Raw genomic sequence first — 18,388 nt, forward strand, 5'->3', positions numbered from 1 at the left:
TTTCCTCTTTAGCTGAGACATGGCCTGCGGAAAGCGACCCCGTACAGTTATTTTGCATAAAAAATCCTCCGCTGTGCAGCATCTGCACGGGGAGGATCATTGTTTATTTATGAAGAAAGTTCAAGAATGGTACCTGTTTTGGCGTCTACAATAAAGTCCATCTGATTGGTTCTGCCTTCTTTAGTGCTTGAAAGGCCGCCGCGGTAAACACGGTACTCCAATTGATCTTTCTTGTAGTTTTCCGGGGTCATGTGAATCCAGGAACCGTTAATGGAAATATGATCTTTCACATTTTCTTTTACCTTTTTCAAGGCTTTTTCGGGCGAGATTTGGTCCTTTGCAGTGCATTCACTTAAAGCATAGCCGGCTACAATTCCAACGCCAACCCCTACTAGAATATCGCTTGTTTTCATTATTCAAACCTGCCTTTCCTCTTCTCGTTTCCACTTATTATATCGTATGGAATGATTTTTTCCAATGTCTATATATTCCCAAGGTAGATAAAAAGTTAAACCTTCGGTAAAATAAAATTAAATTGTTTGAGTCACGAAAGGAGTACATCATGAATCAGGAAACTATGGATATGTTTAAAACACTGACCGAACTGCCGGGAGCTCCGGGATTCGAACACCAGGTCAGAGACTATATGAAGACAGAACTTGCCAAATACAGCGAGGAAGTTATCCAGGATAACCTGGGCAGCGTCTTCGGCGTGAAAACAGGAAATCCGGATGGACCCAAGGTAATGGTCGCCGGTCATATGGATGAAGTAGGCTTTATGGTAAAGTCTGTAAATGAGAAAGGAATGATTCGCTTTCAAACGCTGGGAGGCTGGTGGAGTCAGGTGCTTCTGGCGCAGCGCGTGCAGGTTTTGACAGAAAACGGTCCGGTCACCGGAGTCATCGGCTCTACGCCTCCTCATCTGCTGGAAGAATCCCAGCGCTCCAAACCGATGCCTTTAAAGAGTATGTACATAGATATTGGAGCAGATGATAAAGAAGATGCGGAGCAGATCGGCATCCGCCCGGGCCAGCCGATTCTTCCAATCTGTCCGTTTACGCCTATGACCAATCCGAAAAAAATCATGGCAAAAGCATGGGATAACCGCTACGGAGTGGGATTATCTATTGATTTATTAAAAGAACTGCAGCATACGGAACTGCCTAACCGGTTGTATTCCGGGGCTACAGCTCAGGAGGAAGTGGGGCTGCGCGGAGCGGCATCCGCATCGCAGATGATCAAACCAGATGTGTTTTATGCATTGGATGCCAGTCCGGCCAACGATGCCACCGGAGGAAAAGATGCGTTTGGCCACCTGGGGCAAGGAGCCCTGCTGCGTTTGTTTGACCGGACGATGATTACGCACCGCGGCATGCGTGACTTTGTATTAGATACCGCAGAATCAAATAATATTCCTTACCAGTTTTTCATGTCTCAGGGAGGAACGGACGCTGGACGTGTTCATACATCAAACGAGGGCGTTCCCTCCGCAGTGATCGGAGTATGCTCGCGGTACATCCATACCGCAGCTTCGATTATGCACGTAGACGATTATGCAGCGGCGAAGGAACTGATTGTAAAACTGATTCAGAATACCGATCAGTCCACGCTGGATACGATCAGGAAACAGGCATAACATGAGCTTGGTTTCATTGATTACAGTCGGCTCTTTAAATGAGACAAAGATTAATGCTGTTCGTTCTGTGTATTCCGATTCTTTCAGCGTAATAGGGAGAACAGTAGAGGGAACGATCAGCGGACAGCCGATGAGCGACCGGGAAACAAGGCAGGGAGCGATAGAACGGGCCGAATCCTGCTTGGGTAAGGACAGCCTTGGAATTGGCCTGGAGGGCGGAATAATGCTCGTAGAGAGCACATTGTATTTGTGCAGCTGGGGTGCTCTTGCCGACGGCAGTCAAATATATACAGCCTCTGGTGCCAGACTGGCTCTGCCTGATTCTTTTTATGCTTCTTTTCAGGAAGGCAGAGAGCTTAAAGATATCATGGACGCATACACCGGCCGCAGCGGGGTCAGCCATAAAGAAGGGGCTGTCGGCGTGTTTACGAACGGACTGATTTCAAGAACGTCTATGTTTTCCCACATCGTTCAACTGCTCGAAGGACAAAGACAATACCATCGACAGTGAAAAAAGAACGCTCCCCTTCATGCGGGGAAGCGTTCTTTTTATCAATTAATCGAAAATGTAAGCCAATGCCTGCAGCGCCTGTTCCGGCGTCTCCACGACAGCATTCGCTTTATTGGCTAATTCTTTCACGGGGTGGTGCAGCTCTTTCGGCCGAATAATAATCAGCGGCTTCTGGAGCGTCAGGGCGGCGCTTGCATCCATAGCGGTATTCCACTGCTTGTACTGCTCTCCAAAGAGGGCTACGACTACATCGGCTTTCTGCATCAGCACCTGAGTCCGCAGGTTGTTAAAACTGGAAGCAGCTTCGTCTTTTGCTATTGAATCTGCTTGTTTTCCTAATATTTCTTCTCCGATATTATCAGAGCGGTGGTGGTCTTCCATCGGGCCGGAGAATGTAAGCGGCAGGCTCTTTTCTTCTGTCTGCTTTCGAAAAGATTCTCTCCAGTTGTCATGAATCTGTCCGGCCAGATATACGTTTAGTGTCATAAAATAATTCCTCCTTCTGTCTCTTCCTATTCATAGCCTTTTTGCCATTATATAAAACCTGCTTGTAATCCTGTGGATGGATTATTATAATAAAGAGGTTGAAGAAAAGTAAACGACAGGAGGCTCTTGAATGAAGTCCTTTTTTTTGCGTAAGGGTGTAAATATATCTGTAAAGACATACGGAGTTACGGCACTGAGCTACATGGCTTTAGGATTATTCTCTTCCCTCATTATTGGTTTAATTATTCAAACGGTCGGTGAACAGTTAAATTGGACGTTTTTTATAGAAATGGGAACTCTCGCGATGGGGCTGATGGGTCCGGCTATAGGTGCAGCGATCGCTTACGGTTTAAAAGCGCCGCCGCTCGTTTTGTTTTCGGCAGTAGTAACAGGAGCGGCCGGGGCAGAGCTTGGCGGCCCGGCCGGAGCCTTTATTGCCGCACTGCTGTCTATAGAAATTGGAAAGCTTGTTTCTAAAGAAACAAAGCTCGATATCATTGTAACGCCATTTGTAACTATTGCCTCTGGATTCACCGCCGCATCGTTTATTGGACCGATCCTGCAGAATGCGCTTGTTTCTTTCGGCGAGTTGATTATGTGGGCAACAGCCCAGCAGCCGTTTATAATGGGTATATTAGTGGCTGTATTAATGGGACTTGCGCTTACGGCGCCTATTTCCAGTGCGGCGATAGCTATTATGCTCGGTCTGGAAGGCGTAGCCGCAGGAGCCGCCACCGTTGGATGTGCCGCACAGATGGCAGGGTTTGCAGTAAGCAGCTACAGGGAAAATGGCGTAAGCGGCCTGGCGGCTCTTGGAATCGGTACGTCTATGCTGCAGGTACCCAATATTATTAAAAACCCATTAATACTTATTCCGCCTACAGTAGCCGGAGCGGTATTTGCCCCTTTGTCGACCATGGTGTTTTTAATGGAGAACAATGCAGCCGGAGCCGGGATGGGCACAAGCGGCCTGGTCGGCCCGATTATGACGCTGGAGAGCATGGGCTGGACGTGGGGAATCGTTGGTCTCATTTTTCTTCTGCAGATCGCAGGACCGGCGGTAGTCAGTCTCAGCCTCTCTGAGTGGATGAGAAAAAGAAATTGGATTAAACTAGGGGATATGAAAATAGATCAAGGATAAAAGGAGTGCTGGAGCATATGGAAAATATACAAACCAGAGATGAATGGAATAACGCAATTCAGGATGAGGCTGCAGTTATTATGTTCTCAGCCGGATGGTGCCCGGACTGTCGTGTCATTGAACCGGAACTGCCTGTTATTGAAAAAGAATATTCTTCGTTTACTTTTTACCATGCAGACCGGGATGAACTTATTGAAATCTGCCAGGAGCAGGGCGTTATGGGCATTCCAAGCTTTTTAACATTTTCAAAAGGACAGGAATTACACCGGTTTGTAAGCAGGGACCGGAAAACACCGGAAGAAATCAAGCACTTTCTGGATGAATCATTAAAAGAAAAAGCGTAAAATAACCAATAGGATAAACGGCGCTCTCAACAGCAGGTTCTGTGAAGCGCCGTTTGTATGTAATAAGGTCAAGGAGGCCGTTAATATGGAAATTAATGAATTGAAAGCAATACTTGAAAAAGAGCTGGCCGGAAAAAACCGAGTTATGTCTTATGATGAAGAAACAACGACCCTTCGCGTAGATCATACGACGATAAAAAAAGGGGTGGAGCTGGACCTTAACAAATGGCTCGCTAAACATGGAGAAAAAGCGGAAACATCGGTGGAAGATGCGGTGCGCTTTATTGCCGTTTCTTTAGAGGCCATGGAAAAAGATATTAAAATTAAAGGCCGCGAGTCTTATATTTATCCAGTTATCCGATCCACGTCTTTTCCAATGGAAAAAGGTACCGGACAGGAGCTGTTAACATCCGAGCACACTGCAGAAACCAGGGTATATTACGCTTTGGATATGGGAGAAGCCTATACACTGCTTGATAAAGAAGCGCTGGCGGCAGAAGGATTGTCAGAACAGGCGATCAAAGAAGCAGCGCTGTTTAACCTGCGCGCTCTTGACGTATCCTACAAAACGGAAACCGTTGCAGGAAACACCTTTTATTTCGTTAACGCAAAAGACGGATACGATGCAAGCCGAATATTAAACGAAAAATTTCTCGAAGAAATGGATGCAAAAACATCCGGAGAGCTTGCTGTAGCTGTTCCGCATCAGGACAGCCTGATATTTGCGGATATTCAAAACGAACAGGGATTTGACGTGCTCGGCCAGATTGTATTCCGTTTTTTCCACGACGGCAAAGTGCCGATAACGGCGCTTTCGTTTACCTACGCTGCCGGAAAGCTGGAGCCTGTTTTTATTTTGGCAAAAAAGAAGCCCGGCCGTAATTAGAGGCTTACCTTTCAGTGGAGCTGTGATACAATATGGAACGAATGTGCAGAAAAAGGAGAGCTTATAATCATGAACGTTTTTTATAACAAGCAGGGTATAGGAGACACACTACTGGTCTCTTTAAAAGAAATTGCTAAAGAAAAAAGAAAAACAGAAGTACATGGCAGCGCAGCAAGGCTGTATCATGAACAAACGAAGGAAACGACCGGGTATACGATTTTTTCCGCGTCATCGTACGGTACGATTCATGGAGAAGGCATGCTTGCAGTAGATGCCGAATTGATCGCGTTAATTCAAAAAGCGCTTGATGAAAATGGCATCAAAGAAACTGCAGCCGTACCGGAGGAACCTTCTTTTGTCGTAGGCTATCTCGAGGAGATTGAAAAGCATCCGGATGCGGACAAGCTTAATGTCTGCCAGGTGAATATAGGCAGCGGCACAACGCAGATTGTCTGCGGGGCCTCTAATATAGAAGAGGGACAGAAGGTACCTGTTGCTCTTCCCGGCGCCTATATGCCGACAGGAATGAAAATAAAAAAATCAAAACTCCGCGGTGTCGCGTCCAATGGAATGATCTGTTCTGCCAAAGAACTTGTTCTGCCGTCCCGCCTCCAAAATGAGGGAATTTATATACTCGACGACGAATATGTAACCGGAGAAGACTTTTTATCTCAATATCATGCAAAAAAAGTGAAAAATAATGAATAAATCCACTAGCGGGGCTAGTGGATTTTTTCCTGCTCCTTTACAATAGAGAAAGAACGGCTGATACTTAAGCTTAACATTGACAGGAGTGAGATATAAATGGCCGGATCATTTCAAAGATGGATGCAGTCCATTCAATCATTTTTTCTTGGCGAAGATGAAAATGAATATATTGAAGAAAAAAAGGAAAAACCTAAAAGTGAACCTACCCAGGAAGCCCGCACAAAGCAGCCTCCTTCAACTCCTATAAATATGACAGATAAAAAAACAAAACACGCTGAACCGATAGAACCATTTAAAAGAGAAGAAAAAGAACAGCGGGTGCTCCATCACTACCCGCAGAAGGGACAGTTTCGTTTCCCTTTAGCTCTGGATGAATCAGATGCAGAAAGCGAACCGCAGGAGCCGGGACCCCAGGAAATGAATGAGGGCCCGAGACAGCGCAGGCAGAACGTATATGACATTCCTGCTTTTGAGCGGAACAATAAAGACCGTCCGGCGTTTGTGCCGAAAATGGAAAAGCGTCCTTCTCAAAGGACGGAAAAGCGTTCGGCAGAGCCCTATCAGAAGCCAAAACGTCCGGAAAAGCGGGTGGAAGCGGTTAAAGAACCGGCGGCTTCCGAGAAAATAGAGTCAGGATACTTCCAGGGAAGGGACTTTAAAGCCCGTCACATTCCTTCTCCTGTATTCGGTTATGAAAATTTCCCGCTTCACCGCGATTCGTTAAAGAAAAAGCCGGAACATAAAGAAGAATACGAGCCGGAAGCCAGTCAGGATCATACATTGGAAAATCTTCAGGAACGGATGGAAACCCCGCCTGATTTTGAAGAAAATGAGCTTAAAAAAAAAGCTTATCTTTATCCGGAGGAACCAGAAGAGCTGTCTTCCGAACCCCCCGCCGGTGAAAAAATAGAAGTACCAAAGCCGAACGAAAGACGAAAGATAGAAGCCAGGCGGGCTCCGGTAATTGAAGTAAAAGAAGAAGTGAACGAACAAACCGGCAGAAAAGAAGAATCCAAAGTGCGGACTCTTTCTTTTGAAGAAACCGGAAGACAAGAAAAGCAGGAACACGAAGAAGCGAAAAAAAAACTGGAAAAACAGGAGAAAAACCCGTATAACGTGCTGATGCCCGCAAAACGGCGTTTAAGCCCCCAGCCTGCAGGCAGAAAAAACAAAGGTGGATACATCTATCCATCGCTTTCTTTATTAAATCCCCCGCCCCGTGCGACCAACGACGATGAGGCATCACTGGCAGCGCAGCAGGAGCAGCTCGAAGCGGCCCTCCGCAATTTCAACGTAAAAGCAGTTGTATCTGAAGTGACAAAAGGTCCTTCTGTGACAAGGTTTGAGGTGCAGCCTGCACCGGGAGTGAAAGTCAACAAAATAACCAACCTGACTGATGATATTAAACTCGCCATGGCTGCGAAAGATCTTCGCATGGAAGCGCCGATCCCGGGAAAGAATGCTATTGGTATTGAAGTACCCAACGCAGTAAGCCAGCCTGTGTTTTTAAGGGAAATTCTGCGGCGGGACGTATTTATCCGCAGTGCCTCACCATTAACTGTGGCACTTGGACTTGATATATCAGGCGCTCCAATAACGGCAGATCTGCAGACAATGCCGCACGGCCTGATTGCGGGAGCGACGGGGTCCGGTAAAAGTGTCTGCATTAACTCCATATTAATAAGCCTGCTTTATAAATCATCACCTGAAGATTTAAAGCTGATGCTGATCGATCCCAAAATGGTAGAGCTTGCTGCTTATAAAGATATTCCTCATTTAGTGACGCCGGTTATTCATGATGCAAAAGAAGCAACAGCCGGGTTGAAATGGGCGGTACAGGAAATGGAAGACCGCTACAGAAAACTGGCGCATGAGGGAGTAAGAGACAGCAAAAAGTATAATGAAAAGATGGTAAGGCAGGGAAACTATGCTTCTAAAATGCCATACATTGTTATTGTCATTGATGAACTGGCTGACTTGATGATGGTGTCTCCTCAGGAAGTCGAAGACTCTGTCTGCCGCATCGCCCAGAAAGCGAGAGCATGCGGGATTCATCTGCTTCTTGCCACCCAGCGTCCTTCTGTAGACGTTATTACCGGATTGATTAAATCCAATATTCCTTCCAGAACAGCGTTTGCTGTGTCTTCCCAGATTGATTCCCGTACGATTCTGGATATGGGTGGCGCAGAAAGGCTTATCGGTAAAGGGGATATGTTATTTTATCCAAACGGCGCACCAAAGCCGATACGGGTTCAGGGCACCTTTGTGACAGATGAAGAAATTGAAGCCGTTACAGACTTTGTGAAAAATCAAAGCAGTCCGGATTATTTTATCGAACAAGAGGAACTTATTAAGCAGACAGAAACCGTGGAAGTCCAGGATGATTTGTTTGAAGAGGCGTGCTTGTTTGTGAGCGAACACCGCGGTGCTTCTTCTTCCCTGCTGCAAAGAAAGTTCTCGATCGGCTATAACCGGGCTGCCAAGCTGATTGATTTGATGGAAGCAAAAGGCCTTGTATCGGAAGCAATGGGAAGCAAGCCAAGAAAAGTACTTGTGTCCCCGAGAGAACTGGAAAATATGAGCCAGTCCTAAACCGGGCGTCCGCTCCGGATCTTTCCTTTTGAATACAAAGTCTTGTCAATTACTTTAAGGTTCTATATGATAAGAGGTAACAAATGTAACAACCATTTTCCTAAGGCTTCAAACAAACAGGCAGAACCATGCTTTCCAGGCAAGCTGATTTCTTACAACCAGGGAGGGAGCTCTTATGGAACAGATTCAGCTCGATATTCTTTTGGAGTTTGTTTATCCGGAGGTTTTGGCTTTGTTAACAGATTACGAAAAAAATATTTCGATTGTGCTGCAGTATGGATTTGGCAGCGTAAAAGCAGAAGATGCGCAGGAAATAGTAGAAGCAATAATTATGGAACAAGGAAAAACCGCCTTGATTCACTAAAAAAATATGATTTAGGCGGGAGCCATATTCAGCATGCTGCCTATAAATCAAATGAAGTCCGCGGCCTCATGCGCGGACTTCATTTTGAGATTATCCATTAAATAATGATACGGCCCGGAAGCTACTATAAAGGTCCAGTATACAAGGAGTCTGTTTATGCCAAAAGAAATAGAATATAAGATGCGCGGAGAGATAAGCCGTTTAACAAATAAGACATTCAAATTTGATGAGCGGGTGGGCGAAGGATGGTTTTCTGCTGTTTATTTTTTAAAAACAAGAGAAATTGCTAAAAAATATAAAAGCAGTGATATTGTTACTACCCAGTTTTTCCAAAAAGAAAATGCTGTCCTCTGCGGCACAGATGAAGTGATCGCTTTGATAAAAACGTTTGCTGAAGATCCGGAAAGCCTGGAGATTATGTCTTTGAAAGATGGAGACAAAATTATTCCTTATGAGACAGTGCTCTCCGTTACCGGGCCTTATCAGAATTTTGGCTTTTTAGAAGGGGTTATCGATGGTATTTTTGCCAGAAGAACCTCTGTTGCTACAAACGTATACGATGTCGTAAAAGCAGCCAGGCGTTCGGGCTCTCAAAAACCTGTTATTTTTATGGGGGATCGTGATGATCATTTTACACAGCAGGCAGGGGACGGCTATTCAGCACATATCGGCGGTTCGACCGCCCAGGCGACACATGCGATGAGCGAATGGTGGGGGAAAAAAGGAATGGGAACCATGCCCCACGCGTTAATTCAGCTGTTCCGTGGAGATCTTGTAGCTGCGACCCGGGCATATAAGGAAACATACCCGGAGGACGAATTGATGGCACTGGTGGATTACAATAATGATGTTATTACTGATGCCTTAAAAGTAGCGCGGGAGTTCGGAGAAGACTTAAAAGGTGTACGTGTGGATACATCCAATGGAGTGGTCGATCAGTATTTCTGCAGAAATCCGGAAGTGATGGGTGCCTTTGATCCCCGTGGTGTTAATCCGGAACTTATATTTGCCCTGCGTGAAGCGTTAGATGCGGAAGGTTTTCAACATGTGAAAATTGTCGCGAGCGGCGGCTTCACGGTGGACCGGATTGCTATGTACGAAGATCAGCAGGTTCCTATTGATATGTACGGTGTCGGCGGAAGCCTTCTTAAGATTCACATCGGCTTTACGGGAGACAACGTGCTTTTAAACGGAGAACATGAAGCAAAATCAGGCAGGAAACACCGTCCGAATCCACGATTGGAAAAAATTAATTAGAAAAGCAGGGATGTCTCATGTCAGATGAAATTCCTGACTTTCAAGCGTATAAAAAACAGCAGCAGGCGGAAGCTGATGAAGCGCTTTTGTCCATGCAGAGACAGTTCTCTTTATGGACCGACTCGCATATTAATCTTCGGGAAAAAGTAAGGGCAAAACATTTATTTGAAGAGTGGACCGGTTGTCCAACTGCTTTTTTGGAACAGGGATCGTGGAATATATTTTTTTTGGACTGGATGAAATATGACTATAAAAGCGTAGCGGGTTCCCGGCTGTTTGACCAATTTATCAAAGCAGAGGCGGCTTCGCTTTCCTCTACCCAGCGGCAGCTTGCTGCATTGATTATGGTATCAGCTCTGGAGCCGTTTACAATAGATGCACGGCGCGAAGCAGTTATCGAAGGACGCTTTTTTCTTGAAAGTTCGTCCACGTCAGCGGTGCATCTTTTTTCGTATGAAAAAGAAAAGCCCCTGCCCGGTCCAATAGTGCTGATTCGAGCGATTACATACCGTGGCAAAACATATACCATCCATACACCGGCGTCTCTTTCTTTGAACGAAACAGAAGCAGAGTATTTTTGGACCGGAGAAAAAAGCGGCCGGTCTTCTGCGGAATTCAAGAGACTTTTTGCAAAAGATCATGGTATTATATGGTACAGACATGTTCTAGGTCATTAGCAGGATTATAAGGACATTTATTGGATGAAGGAGACCTATCTGCTATAATGATGAAGTGTTTGTCCAATACTCGATTTAAAGGTCTCTGCCCTACAGCAGGATGAATACTGGAGGTATTTAACATGAATACGCACCACCTAATTGGAATTAAAGGATCAGGAATGAGTGCCCTGGCACAAATCCTGCATGATATGAAGATACCAGTACAAGGCTCCGATGTAGAAAAGCCTTTCTTTACCCAGCTTCCTCTCGAAGAAAGAGGCATTCCTATTTATCCTTTCCAGGAAGAGAATATTAAAAAAGGACAGGTACTTATCTCTTCTGCGGCTTACGGAGAAAATCATGAAGAAGTAAAACGGGCAAAAGAATTGGGTATGACCGTTATGGAATATCCCGTATTTCTTGGAGAATTTGCAAACCGTTTTACATCTATCGCGGTAGCGGGTTCACATGGCAAGACGTCAACGACCGGACTTCTCGCTCACGTGCTTAGAGCGTATAAGCCGACTTCCTATCTTATAGGGGATGGAACCGGAAAAGGGGAAGAAAACAGTGCTTTTTTTGCTTTTGAAGCCTGTGAGTACCGTCGTCATTTTCTTGAATACCAGCCGGATTATGCGATTATGACAAATATTGATTTTGACCATCCCGATTACTTTAAAGACGTGGACGATGTAGTAGATGCTTTCCAGGAAATGGCTCAAGGCGTGAAAAAAGGTATTGTAGCCTGTGGAGATGATGAACATCTGCAGAGTCTGCATGCCTCTGTACCGATTATGTACTATGGCATTGACGGCAAGTATGACTTTAATGCAGACAACATTCAGACGAGCGAAGCAGGCACTTCATTTGACGTTCACATTAGAGGAGACCGCTACGGCACATTCTCTATCCCTGGTTTCGGCCGTCATAACGTGCTTAATGCGCTTGGAGTCATTGCACTCTGTCACTATGAGGAAATGCCTGCTGAGCTTATAAAAAAGCAGCTGGAAAGCTTTGGCGGCGTAAAGCGCCGGTTTTCAGAGAAAAAAGTCGACAGCCAAATACTCATTGACGACTATGCGCATCATCCAACTGAAATTAAAGCGACAATTGAATCAGCCAGACAGAAGTACAGCAACAGAGAAGTCATTGCCGTTTTCCAGCCCCACACCTTTTCAAGAACTCAGGCATTTCTTGATGATTTTGCAGAATGCCTGAAACAGGCAGATCATGTTTATCTTTGCAGCATTTTTGGCTCTGCCCGTGAGCAGGATACAGAATTAACAATCGAAGACCTTCAGAATAAAATTCCGGATGCCTCTCTGATTTCCGAAGAAGATATGGATCAGCTTTCCAAACATAAGGATGGTGTTATTTTATTTATGGGGGCCGGGGATATTCAAAAGTTTCAAAAGGCCTATGAGAACGTAGCAAACGTTTCAGAATAAAGATCAGGCACCTGCTGCGAGGCAGGTGCCTTTTTTAAGTGAAAATATGAAAATTAAAGCCCGTCTTGATAAAAAATGGGAAAACCTTCTTTTCTTATAAGAAAATTTAGTTACAATAGAGAAAGAAAGATAATATTAATGTTTCAGTTTTAACCAAGAGTGGTATTAAAAGTAGGTAAAGAAGGAGGTGCAGTACGTTTATGGAAATCTTACTCTACATAAGCGCATTAATCGTTGCTATCGCGTTTGCTGTGCTTGTTATATTCATTGTCCAGACACTAAAAGCTGCTTCAAGCACCATGAAAAATGTAGCAGGTACGCTGGACCGTGTGGAGAAACAAGTAGAAGGCATAACCACAGAGTCGGAACATCTTGTACAGAAATCTACAATCATTGTAGACGATGTGCAGAAAAAGTCTCAATCTTTAAATGGACTGTTTGAATCATTAAAAGATGTAGGAGATTCGGTGCAATCTATAAATTATACTTTTAAAGAAATGTCCGACACTGTTACACTGCAGTCCAAGCAGCAATCCGAACAAGTGGCCCGCGCAATGCAGTGGGGTAACGCTGCGATTGATTTGTACACGAGATGGCAGGCGAGACAGCCGCGTCCCGAGGCAGAAGCTCAAAATACTAATACGACGACTGGGGGATGAACAACATGGCAGATACTAATTCAAAAGACTTTTTAATTGGAACGCTTATCGGCGGCATTGCAGGCGCCTGCGCGGCATTACTTCTTGCTCCTAAGTCGGGCAGCGAGCTTCGCACAGATATTACAGACAGCACGAAGTCAGCTTCATCCAAAACGTCAGACTTCACTACTACTGCTTACGATAAAGGGTCGCAGTGGGCGTCTACAGCTAAAGAAAAGTCATCCACTATCGCTAAAAGCGTAAGTGAAAACTCAAATGAGTTTTATGACAAAGTAAAAACAGCTGCAGCGGATGCCGCAGGCAACGTAAAACAGGATACAGAGAAAACGGCGGATGAACTTGCTGATGAGCTAACAGAAGAACTCGAACATGCAGACAGCGAGCAGTCTTCGAAAATTAAATCAGAAGTCGAAAAGCTTCAATCCGACCTGAATAATAACAAACCTTCAAATTAAAGGTAACAGCCCGCATTGAGAAATGCGGGTTTTTTTATGGAAAAGAAACAAAAAAATTAAAAATAGATAGGATAGCAAGTCTGTTAATAAGGCATAAAACGCTTTAGTGCTTAAAAGCGTCTAATTAATAAAGAAAAAAAGGCTGACATAGTAATAAACTTCGTTTATAATAGCAATATAATCATAAAAAGCAGAAAAGACTAGGGAGTGGAGCATGTTATGAGTAACGAACAACTGGATGCACTAAGAGACGAACTGGATAAAGTAAACCTTCAAATCCTGGATTTGATTAATGAAAGAGCTACTTTGGCTAAAGAAATCGGCCAGGTGAAAAATACAGCAGGGCAGAAAAGATTTGATCCGGTAAGAGAAAGAAATATGCTGGATTTAATTGCTGAAAACAACAAAGGTCCTTTTGAGACTTCAACGGTTCAGCACCTGTTCAAGCAGATCTTCAAAGCGAGCCTGGAAATTCAGGAAGATGACAATCGCAAAACGCTTCTTGTGTCACGTAAAAAGAAGCAGGAAGATACGATTGTTGACCTAAAAGGAGAAATGGTTGGAGACGGCAATCAGCGCCTGATCCTCGGACCGTGTTCAGTAGAAAGCTACGAGCAGGTATACGAAGTAGCAAAAGCAATGAAAGCACAGGGACTGAAGCTTCTCAGAGGCGGAGCGTTTAAACCAAGAACGTCCCCTTATGACTTCCAGGGACTTGGTAAAGAAGGTCTTGAAATCTTAAAAAGAGTAGCTGATGAGCTGGATATGGTCGTAATCAGTGAAATTGTAAGCCCAAAAGATGTTCAAATGGCTACAGAGTATATTGATGTGATTCAAATTGGTGCAAGAAACATGCAGAACTTTGAACTCTTAAAAGAAGTGGGCGGAGTAGATAAGCCTGTCCTGCTGAAAAGAGGACTGTCGGCTACTATTGATGAATTCGTTAATGCCGCAGAATACATTATCTCTAAAGGTAATTCGAATATTATGCTTTGTGAGCGCGGTATCCGTACGTATGAAAAAGCAACACGTAACACTCTCGATATTTCAGCAGTGCCGATCTTAAAGCAGGAAACACACCTTCCGGTACTCGTTGATGTAACGCATTCTACAGGCAGAAGAGATCTGCTTCTTCCAACAGCGAAAGCAGCACTTGCAATCGGAGCAGACGCTGTTATGGCAGAAGTTCATCCGGATCCGGCCGTAGCGCTTTCCGATTCTGCTCAGCAGATGAACATTCCGCAGTTCCAGGATTTCCTGACATCCCTTCGTGACTCAGGACTTTACAAATATTAAAATAGTACAAAAGATAAAAAGAGGAGAGTAATCGACCTGGTTCGATTCTCGCCTCTTTTGTTTTTTTGTGTGGATAAAACGCTTTATTATTTGCTATGCTGAAGAAAATAGAATAAGATCAGATAGGAAATATTTTATGAAAAAATTAATAAATTTTCATAAAATACACAAGAATACGGCTTAAAGGAATTGCAGAACCTCCTTAAGTTATAATATGATAGCAATAAATGTACGAAAGTAAAGAATAAAAAAAGGAGGCCTTTCATTGAATACAACTATTTATGATGTGGCAAGAGAAGCTGGGGTATCGATGGCTACGGTATCCCGTGTAGTAAACGGAAACCCGAACGTAAAGCCGGCAACAAGAAAAAAAGTGCTGGATGCCATTGAAAGACTTGGCTACCGCCCTAATGCTGTAGCAAGAGGACTTGCCAGCAAAAAGACGACGACAGTAGGGGTTATTATCCCTGACATTTCCAATATCTTTTTCGCTGAACTGGCCCGGGGTATTGAAGATATTGCGACGATGTACAAGTACAATATTATTTTGTGCAACTCGGACCAGAACAAAGATAAAGAGATCAGCCTGATCAATACGCTGTTGGAAAAACAGGTGGATGGTATTTTATTTATGGGCGGCGAAATTACAGAAGAACACGTCACACAGTTCAAGCGTTCTCCTGTACCGGTAGTACTGGCTGCTACAGTAGACCAGGACGGCGAACTGCCTTCAGTGAACATAGACTACCAGCAGGCTTCGTTTGATGCAGTGACAGAGCTTATAGAAGCTGGACACAGTCGTGTAGGTATGGTATCCGGTTCGCTTGAAGATCCAGTGAACGGATTTCAGAAATTCAGCGGCTACAAGAAAGCCTATACAGAAAAGAGCATGAACTTCGATGACTCCCTCGTAGCTATCGGGGATTACACCTATGATTCAGGCATTCAGGCAGCGGATACTCTTATGAAGGTCGACAATCCGCCAACCGCTATTTTTGCAGGAACCGATGAAATGGCTTTAGGAGTTATTCACGGTCTGCAGGACCAGGGCAAAAAAGTACCGGACGAGGTAGAAGTGATTGGTTTTGATAATACGAGACTTGCCACAATGGTAAGGCCGACGCTGACTACAGTAGTACAGCCTATGTATGATATTGGAGCTGTATCCATGCGGCTTTTGACAAAGTACATGAACAAAGAAGAAGTGGATGAAAAAGTAGTCGTGCTTCCGCATAGATTGGAATACAGAAATTCCAGCACATTGAAATAAAAGAAACCATGTACAAAAAGCTGCGGCTCTTTATAAAGAGCCGCAGCTTTTTGTATGCTTATTACTGGGTATAGTGGAAAAAACAAAATTTATTTTTTCTTTGTTTTCTGTTCGTTTCGAATATAGTAAAGCGATTTTTCCAATGTTTTTTCATTTTTTCCGGTTATCTCTGCCTGGCGTGGGATATGTTCGTACATATCTTCAGGATCGGTCCATTTGTCCGGTAAAGGGTGTGGTGATTTTTCCTGCCACGTCTCTATCCATTTTGGCGGAATCGGATGCTTCAAAAGATCCTGGCGGTTTGTCATTTCCAGCCACAGCATAGACCATGCCCGCGGGACGACCCTCCAGATATCATAACCGCCGCCGCCGACAGCAATCCATTTGCCCCCGCAGTACTTATGGGCAAGCTTATGAGCCAGACGTGGTATCATTTCAAACGTTTTGATAGTAGAAGACAAGTGGGTTAAAGGGTCGTAGTAATGGGCGTCTGCGCCATTCTGAGTGAGAATAACATCAGGCTTAAAAAAAGCAGCTGCTTCCTCAATCGCCGTTTCGTAACAGGAAATAAAGGAATCATCTTCTGTAAAAGCATCTACAGGGATATTGATAGAAAACCCAAACCCCTGGCCCTGGCCTTTTTCATTGACACTGCCTGTGCCGGGGAATAAGTACCTGCCTGTTTCATGAATAGAAAGAGTACAGGCATCGGGCGTATCGTAAAACGCCCATTGCACTCCATCGCCGTGGTGGGCGTCGGTATCAATATAAAGAACCCGGGCCCCGTAATGCCTGCGCATGTACTCAATCGCAATGGCGCTGTCATTATAAATACAAAAGCCGGAAGCGCGGCCGCGAAAACCGTGGTGAAGGCCGCCGCCCAGATGCAGGGCGTGCTGGGCTTTATTCTGCATAACAGCATCTACAGCTGTTAGGGTGCCTCCTACAAGCAGAGCGGATGCTTCATGCATATTTTTGAAAATGGGTGTATCCTCTGTGCCAATTCCGTAGTTGGCAGCCACACCTTCGCTTAATGTTCCTTTGCCGGCTGCCTGGACAGCTTCAATGTAAGCGTCATCATGAAAAAGTTTAATTTCTTCATCTGTTGCCATGCGGGGAGTAAGAATGTCTTCCTCCTGAATAACGTTCAAGGCAAGCAGAAGATCATAAGTTAAACGAAGACGCAGATGGTTAAAAGGATGGTCGTCATTAAACTTATACTGCATCTGGTCTTCTGAATAGACAAAAACAGCATCCTTATTCATTACTCTATCCCCGGGAAGTGCGGTCGTTTCACGTGGTAGCCCGCTTCTTCGATCATACTCATGATCGGCCTTGGATCCATCGTCTGCACCCGGAAGGTAAGCACTTTGTGGGTAAGATCATCACTGGGATATACGAGCACACTGGTTATATTAATCTTATGTTGTTTAAATAAAGCTGATAAATCTGCCAGATGCCCATAAATATTGGGGACAACCACTTCAATCTGGGAAGAGGGCTGATGAGCTCCTGTAAGCTTTACAATCGTATGGAGTACATTTGTTTCTGTCAGCATGCCGACCAGTTTATCGTCAACTGCGACAGGCAGGGCACTGATGTCGTTTTCAAATAATACGACGGCTGTTTCTTCTACAAAGTCCAGAGGGTGGGCTGTAATGACAGGGTATTTCATAATATCCGAAACAGGACGGTTCAGTTCTTCTTTTAAAGCGTCCAGCTGGAAAACGGATGGACTTGCATCTCTTATATCCCGGTCGGATACAATACCGACAATCAACATATTTTCATCAACGACAGGAATATGGCGGATGCGGTTTTTCTGAAGAAGATCCATTGCATCCTGGATGGTGGTTTCTTTCTTTATTTTTATCATGTCTGTTTTCATAATTTCTTCAACGAGCATAGATATATCCTCCTTTGTACAATTAATACATAAAGCGGTTCGTAAACCGGATGGCGTCGAATTTCTGCATCGAAGACTGCGACACTCTTTTACCAACGCGCACCATCAGGCAGTTGGCCGGGTGGGAGCTTATCTCCGGGTCATCTGTTGCCATCCATTCGAGCCCGCCGGCATTCATCATTTTTTCCATTACTTTTCTATAATCCCAAATGCTCAATCCGCTTCCTTTTAAATCCCAGTGCCAGTAATATTCTGTTGTAATAATGATAAAGTCCTCCACAGCATCATCAAGCATGGAAAAAGTGAGCAGATTGGAGCCAAGTTTCGCACCGCGGTACTCTTTAGCTACTTCAATAGCTCCTAATTCCAGCAGTTCTTCCATTTCTGCCTCAGACCAGCGTTCCAGCGGATCCGGGTAGACAAACGTGACATAGCCGACTATTGTGTTGTCATCAACGACAACATTAATACGACCTTCGGGAAGATCGGCAATACTAATAAGCGCTTTCTTTTGTTCGGAAGGGGAACGGAATGCGACAAGTCCTTCGTGCAGTTCGTAATCATGAATTTTTTTTCCGGATATTGGACCTTCAATCAGCAGTGTCCTGCCGTTGAATTCCAGTTCCTTTGAATAGTATTTCTTCTTATGGTTCATCCAAGTACCACCTTTTAGCATATAATGAACTAATGATAGAATTACTTTTATTATACAACACCTGAAAAAAATATTGGGGATTTAAGGGAATTTCTTCGGGAGAATCCCTACAGTA

Annotated in this window: 20 protein-coding genes; 15 read left to right on the forward strand and 5 right to left on the reverse strand. The window is 44.5% G+C overall.

Annotated elements, in window-relative coordinates; genetic code table 11:
* Window positions 1-107: 107 nt before the first annotated feature.
* Window positions 108-413: a PepSY domain-containing protein gene (locus AC5W2J_RS08480; RefSeq protein ID WP_252314565.1), complete on the reverse strand. Its 306-nt coding sequence runs from the start codon at window positions 411-413 to the stop codon at window positions 108-110.
* 149 nt (window positions 414-562) lie between these two features.
* Between AC5W2J_RS08480 and AC5W2J_RS08485 the strand changes: the two genes are divergently transcribed.
* Together AC5W2J_RS08485 and AC5W2J_RS08490 are read left to right on the forward strand one after the other, a co-directional pair.
* Window positions 563-1,636: a M42 family metallopeptidase gene (locus AC5W2J_RS08485; protein WP_496059044.1), complete on the forward strand. Its 1,074-nt coding sequence runs from the start codon at window positions 563-565 to the stop codon at window positions 1,634-1,636.
* Window position 1,637: 1 nt separating this feature from the next.
* On the forward strand, window positions 1,638-2,147 hold the full coding sequence (locus tag AC5W2J_RS08490) for a DUF84 family protein (RefSeq protein ID WP_496059045.1): 510 nt from the start codon (window positions 1,638-1,640) through the stop codon (window positions 2,145-2,147).
* A 45-nt stretch (window positions 2,148-2,192) separates the two neighbouring features.
* Here the strand turns inward: AC5W2J_RS08490 and AC5W2J_RS08495 are convergent, their stop codons facing one another.
* On the reverse strand, window positions 2,193-2,633 hold the full coding sequence (locus tag AC5W2J_RS08495; protein ID WP_496059046.1) for a YtoQ family protein: 441 nt from the start codon (window positions 2,631-2,633) through the stop codon (window positions 2,193-2,195).
* Window positions 2,634-2,763: 130 nt separating this feature from the next.
* On the opposite strand from AC5W2J_RS08495, the gene AC5W2J_RS08500 reads away from it, so the two are divergent.
* The 13 genes from AC5W2J_RS08500 (at window position 2,764) to ccpA (ending at window position 15,712) form a co-directional block, all read left to right on the forward strand.
* Complete coding sequence (locus AC5W2J_RS08500; RefSeq protein ID WP_496059047.1) at window positions 2,764-3,774, forward strand: PTS sugar transporter subunit IIC; 1,011 nt, start codon at window positions 2,764-2,766, stop codon at window positions 3,772-3,774.
* A 17-nt stretch (window positions 3,775-3,791) separates the two neighbouring features.
* Window positions 3,792-4,118 (forward strand): thioredoxin family protein, encoded by a 327-nt coding sequence (locus AC5W2J_RS08505; RefSeq protein ID WP_496059048.1) that lies wholly within the window; start codon window positions 3,792-3,794, stop codon window positions 4,116-4,118.
* An 85-nt stretch (window positions 4,119-4,203) separates the two neighbouring features.
* On the forward strand, window positions 4,204-5,004 hold the full coding sequence (locus tag AC5W2J_RS08510; RefSeq protein ID WP_496059049.1) for a DUF1444 family protein: 801 nt from the start codon (window positions 4,204-4,206) through the stop codon (window positions 5,002-5,004).
* 69 nt (window positions 5,005-5,073) lie between these two features.
* Window positions 5,074-5,712, forward strand: coding sequence for a YtpR family tRNA-binding protein (gene ytpR, locus AC5W2J_RS08515; protein ID WP_496059050.1), 639 nt, complete (start codon window positions 5,074-5,076; stop codon window positions 5,710-5,712).
* 96 nt (window positions 5,713-5,808) lie between these two features.
* On the forward strand, window positions 5,809-8,304 hold the full coding sequence (locus AC5W2J_RS08520) for a DNA translocase FtsK (RefSeq protein ID WP_496059051.1): 2,496 nt from the start codon (window positions 5,809-5,811) through the stop codon (window positions 8,302-8,304).
* Between the two features lie 175 nt (window positions 8,305-8,479).
* On the forward strand, window positions 8,480-8,668 hold the full coding sequence (locus AC5W2J_RS08525; RefSeq protein WP_496059052.1) for a hypothetical protein: 189 nt from the start codon (window positions 8,480-8,482) through the stop codon (window positions 8,666-8,668).
* A gap of 156 nt (window positions 8,669-8,824) precedes the next feature.
* A complete protein-coding gene (locus tag AC5W2J_RS08530) occupies window positions 8,825-9,925 on the forward strand; it encodes a nicotinate phosphoribosyltransferase (protein ID WP_496059053.1) in 1,101 nt (366 codons plus the stop codon).
* 17 nt (window positions 9,926-9,942) lie between these two features.
* Entirely contained in the window at window positions 9,943-10,602 is a 660-nt protein-coding gene (locus AC5W2J_RS08535) for a hypothetical protein (RefSeq protein WP_496059054.1), read from the forward strand.
* 122 nt (window positions 10,603-10,724) lie between these two features.
* Window positions 10,725-12,032, forward strand: coding sequence for a UDP-N-acetylmuramate--L-alanine ligase (gene murC / locus AC5W2J_RS08540; RefSeq protein WP_496059055.1), 1,308 nt, complete (start codon window positions 10,725-10,727; stop codon window positions 12,030-12,032).
* A 200-nt stretch (window positions 12,033-12,232) separates the two neighbouring features.
* Complete coding sequence (locus tag AC5W2J_RS08545) at window positions 12,233-12,691, forward strand: DUF948 domain-containing protein (RefSeq protein ID WP_496059056.1); 459 nt, start codon at window positions 12,233-12,235, stop codon at window positions 12,689-12,691.
* A gap of 5 nt (window positions 12,692-12,696) precedes the next feature.
* A complete protein-coding gene (locus AC5W2J_RS08550; RefSeq protein ID WP_496059057.1) occupies window positions 12,697-13,146 on the forward strand; it encodes a YtxH domain-containing protein in 450 nt (149 codons plus the stop codon).
* A gap of 219 nt (window positions 13,147-13,365) precedes the next feature.
* The gene (locus AC5W2J_RS08555; protein WP_496059058.1) at window positions 13,366-14,442 is read left to right on the forward strand and encodes a bifunctional 3-deoxy-7-phosphoheptulonate synthase/chorismate mutase; all 1,077 of its coding nucleotides are present in this window, start codon (window positions 13,366-13,368) and stop codon (window positions 14,440-14,442) included.
* 265 nt (window positions 14,443-14,707) lie between these two features.
* Complete coding sequence (ccpA, locus tag AC5W2J_RS08560) at window positions 14,708-15,712, forward strand: catabolite control protein A (protein WP_496059059.1); 1,005 nt, start codon at window positions 14,708-14,710, stop codon at window positions 15,710-15,712.
* Window positions 15,713-15,801: 89 nt separating this feature from the next.
* Here the strand turns inward: ccpA and AC5W2J_RS08565 are convergent, their stop codons facing one another.
* From AC5W2J_RS08565 to AC5W2J_RS08575, 3 genes are read right to left on the reverse strand one after another with little or no spacing between them, the layout of a single operon-like run.
* The gene (locus AC5W2J_RS08565) at window positions 15,802-16,977 is read right to left on the reverse strand and encodes an acetoin utilization protein AcuC (RefSeq protein ID WP_496059060.1); all 1,176 of its coding nucleotides are present in this window, start codon (window positions 16,975-16,977) and stop codon (window positions 15,802-15,804) included.
* Complete coding sequence (locus AC5W2J_RS08570) at window positions 16,977-17,618, reverse strand: acetoin utilization AcuB family protein (RefSeq protein ID WP_496059061.1); 642 nt, start codon at window positions 17,616-17,618, stop codon at window positions 16,977-16,979. Before AC5W2J_RS08570 ends, AC5W2J_RS08565 begins: the two co-directional genes overlap by 1 nt.
* A 22-nt stretch (window positions 17,619-17,640) precedes the next feature.
* On the reverse strand, window positions 17,641-18,273 hold the full coding sequence (locus tag AC5W2J_RS08575; RefSeq protein WP_496059062.1) for a GNAT family N-acetyltransferase: 633 nt from the start codon (window positions 18,271-18,273) through the stop codon (window positions 17,641-17,643).
* Window positions 18,274-18,388 lie beyond the last annotated feature (115 nt).

The organism is Sinobaca sp. SA16-1 (genome assembly GCF_059510515.1).

What these genes read in the sequence shown, in the direction of transcription:
- AC5W2J_RS08480 (WP_252314565.1), bottom strand. Translation starts at nt 413, where the DNA reads ATGAAAACAAGCGATATTCTAGTAGGGGTTGGCGTTGGAATTGTAGCC.
- AC5W2J_RS08485 (WP_496059044.1), top strand. Translation starts at nt 563, where the DNA reads ATGAATCAGGAAACTATGGATATGTTTAAAACACTGACCGAACTGCCG.
- AC5W2J_RS08490 (WP_496059045.1), top strand. Translation starts at nt 1,638, where the DNA reads ATGAGCTTGGTTTCATTGATTACAGTCGGCTCTTTAAATGAGACAAAG.
- AC5W2J_RS08495 (WP_496059046.1), bottom strand. Translation starts at nt 2,633, where the DNA reads ATGACACTAAACGTATATCTGGCCGGACAGATTCATGACAACTGGAGA.
- AC5W2J_RS08500 (WP_496059047.1), top strand. Translation starts at nt 2,764, where the DNA reads ATGAAGTCCTTTTTTTTGCGTAAGGGTGTAAATATATCTGTAAAGACA.
- AC5W2J_RS08505 (WP_496059048.1), top strand. Translation starts at nt 3,792, where the DNA reads ATGGAAAATATACAAACCAGAGATGAATGGAATAACGCAATTCAGGAT.
- AC5W2J_RS08510 (WP_496059049.1), top strand. Translation starts at nt 4,204, where the DNA reads ATGGAAATTAATGAATTGAAAGCAATACTTGAAAAAGAGCTGGCCGGA.
- ytpR (WP_496059050.1), top strand. Translation starts at nt 5,074, where the DNA reads ATGAACGTTTTTTATAACAAGCAGGGTATAGGAGACACACTACTGGTC.
- AC5W2J_RS08520 (WP_496059051.1), top strand. Translation starts at nt 5,809, where the DNA reads ATGGCCGGATCATTTCAAAGATGGATGCAGTCCATTCAATCATTTTTT.
- AC5W2J_RS08525 (WP_496059052.1), top strand. Translation starts at nt 8,480, where the DNA reads ATGGAACAGATTCAGCTCGATATTCTTTTGGAGTTTGTTTATCCGGAG.
- AC5W2J_RS08530 (WP_496059053.1), top strand. Translation starts at nt 8,825, where the DNA reads ATGCCAAAAGAAATAGAATATAAGATGCGCGGAGAGATAAGCCGTTTA.
- AC5W2J_RS08535 (WP_496059054.1), top strand. Translation starts at nt 9,943, where the DNA reads ATGTCAGATGAAATTCCTGACTTTCAAGCGTATAAAAAACAGCAGCAG.
- murC (WP_496059055.1), top strand. Translation starts at nt 10,725, where the DNA reads ATGAATACGCACCACCTAATTGGAATTAAAGGATCAGGAATGAGTGCC.
- AC5W2J_RS08545 (WP_496059056.1), top strand. Translation starts at nt 12,233, where the DNA reads ATGGAAATCTTACTCTACATAAGCGCATTAATCGTTGCTATCGCGTTT.
- AC5W2J_RS08550 (WP_496059057.1), top strand. Translation starts at nt 12,697, where the DNA reads ATGGCAGATACTAATTCAAAAGACTTTTTAATTGGAACGCTTATCGGC.
- AC5W2J_RS08555 (WP_496059058.1), top strand. Translation starts at nt 13,366, where the DNA reads ATGAGTAACGAACAACTGGATGCACTAAGAGACGAACTGGATAAAGTA.
- AC5W2J_RS08565 (WP_496059060.1), bottom strand. Translation starts at nt 16,977, where the DNA reads ATGAATAAGGATGCTGTTTTTGTCTATTCAGAAGACCAGATGCAGTAT.
- AC5W2J_RS08570 (WP_496059061.1), bottom strand. Translation starts at nt 17,618, where the DNA reads ATGCTCGTTGAAGAAATTATGAAAACAGACATGATAAAAATAAAGAAA.
- AC5W2J_RS08575 (WP_496059062.1), bottom strand. Translation starts at nt 18,273, where the DNA reads ATGAACCATAAGAAGAAATACTATTCAAAGGAACTGGAATTCAACGGC.